The 2259-nt window shown below is 37.5% G+C and carries 3 protein-coding genes; 2 read left to right on the forward strand and 1 reads right to left on the reverse strand.

Annotated elements, in window-relative coordinates; translation table 11 throughout:
- Positions 1–254: 254 nt before the first annotated feature.
- Positions 255–650, forward strand: coding sequence for a hypothetical protein (locus ACW6QP_RS15295; protein ID WP_457911746.1), 396 nt, complete (start codon positions 255–257; stop codon positions 648–650).
- Positions 651–884: 234 nt separating this feature from the next.
- Complete coding sequence (locus ACW6QP_RS15300) at positions 885–1223, forward strand: cyclic-phosphate processing receiver domain-containing protein (protein ID WP_457911747.1); 339 nt, start codon at positions 885–887, stop codon at positions 1221–1223.
- On the opposite strand, the gene ACW6QP_RS15305 is transcribed toward ACW6QP_RS15300, so the two are convergent.
- Entirely contained in the window at positions 1224–1643 is a 420-nt protein-coding gene (locus tag ACW6QP_RS15305) for a hypothetical protein (RefSeq protein WP_457911748.1), read from the reverse strand. It lies immediately after the preceding gene.
- Positions 1644–2259 lie beyond the last annotated feature (616 nt).

The following is a 2259-nucleotide window of genomic DNA, read 5'->3' on the forward strand; positions in this document are numbered from 1 at the left end:
ACAATAACATTGTAAAACTGCCTAAAGCACGAATAAAAAAAGACCGTCTAAAAATAGCTTTTAAGACGGCCTCTTTTGGTTTCTGAAAGTCACTGGTTCCCCCGAGGCTTCAAAAAAGGTTCTGCTGCAACAGCCCTCTAAAAGGAGGGCATTTTTTATCATTCTAAAAAGACCGTAACTTATACCCGAAATTATAATTTTAAAAGAATGAAAAATTTATTTGTAGTATTTCTTATATCCCTGATTTTTACTGGATGCGCGATATCACCGATGAGGGCAGGCTTTGTGCTACGGGGCCGGCTGGTTTGGCATTTGAAGTCGTAAATGAAACAACAGGTGAAAATTTGTTTGAAGATGAATCGTTTGAAGAAAATCAGCTGCAAATACGAAATAATGATGGGGAGAACGTTGACTTTGAAATTATACCAGAACGTAATGTGGTAAGTGTATTATTGGGTTGGGAGTCGAAGTCTGATATTTATACCGTTAGCATCAGGGAAGAAATAGAATTTGATATAGCGTTTACGCTGGAGAAATCGAGTAGTGAAGGCTGTACTTCCACTAGGTTAACAGAATTGGATATCCTTGGTGGAACTTATGAAATTAGCGATACAACCGGCGTAGTGAGCATTTTTGTCAATCCTGATTAATCACTTCAATTTTATTCTGAAACGTCATACCCTGACGCTAAGGCTTCGCATATTTGCCGGGATAACCAGCAAATTCAGGTGCCAGGTAATGTAAATAATTCTGCTTCGGTCTGTGGGTTTTTCTAATTGTGGAATAATAGAGAACTAAAGGGCAAAATAGTGACCGCAACCAGGATTATGAAATACATCATAAGATAAGCCCTGGCGGAAATCTATAGAACTTAGGGTAAATAAATGAAAAAATTATTTCTTGATGACTTGCGCAGCGTAGATATGGTTTATGAGGCAGACCAGATCTCCGAATTTGAGGTAGTAAGAAGTTATGATGAGTTTGTGAGCTATATTCAGAAACACGGACTTCCAAAATTCATTAGTTTCGATAATGATTTGGGGCTGGATGGGAATGGTGAAGTGGCTTTGGATGGTTATGCTGCAGCTAAATGGCTGGTGTATGAGTCGGGGCTGAATTTGCGGCCGTTAAAGTTTAAGGTTCATTCGGCGAATCCCGTCGCGGCAGAACAAATAAGGAGTTTATTGAATAATTACATAAAGCATTTGAAGGCTAATGAATAATTAATATTGTTCATTCCATTCGGGAAGCCGGCCCTGCATATCGAAATGTAACTGGATCACCTGTCCCTGTACGAAGGCCGGAATATCCTTTATGTTCTGATTATAGGTTTCATACCAGTAGATATCAAGGGCATCAATTTTTTCTTTTTTTAGCTTTTGTTTCCAGGTTTCCGGGCGTTTTCCACCAAAATGCTCGCCATTAATCAAATCTTCATAAAAACCCGTTTTCGCTATTTTTCTTCCGGTATGTTTCACTTTACCTGCAGCACCTACATATACCAGATTAATACGCCCGTTTTTCAACTCATAAACCAGGAAAACCCCCATTCCTTCTTTAGGGGCATTGCTTACCTCGTGGAGTTCCTGATCCCCGGTTAAAAAGAAATGATCTGTTTTATAATCTGATAATACATCGAACATCGTTATGAATTTTAAAGAATGATAAATATATAAAAGCTGAATTGATTAACTTCTATGGCCTTAAACCTTAAATCTTGAATTTTTCCGGTTCTCTGCTCTGAGTCCTCTGCTTTCGGTTCTGCGTTGTGGGTTTTCGGTTTTTTAAAAAGTTGCCACGAATTCACGAATGTTTTTCCAGATTGTATTTAGAGAAACGAGGATTCTTAATTCCGGGTTCTCAGTTTTTAACAAACTTTGAATCTTTAATCTTGAATCTTGAATTTTTTCAGTTCCCGGTTCTGGATTGTAGGTTTTCGGTTTTTTTAATATTCATATTCTTTGGATTTTTTAAGGCTGGTTAAATCTGGTTTTAAAGTCTCGCTGACCAATCCTGAAATATAAATTAAAGATTTTGAAACGACAATATATGTCGTTTTGGTTTCGAGGCTTAACTCTTGCGCCGAATTAATAAATTAGATTAGCCCAGAATCAAAGCCCTCCTTCCATTCCCAAATCCATCCTTTTTCCTCTCAATCAGATTAAAATTTCGTTAGATCTTCCTTTAGCAATCGTTAAACAAGTACAAATTGTTTCGTGAACAAAAATTTGGGCCTTATTTTTGCAGCTAATTACCCCA

Source organism: Salegentibacter haimaensis, assembly GCF_054121495.1.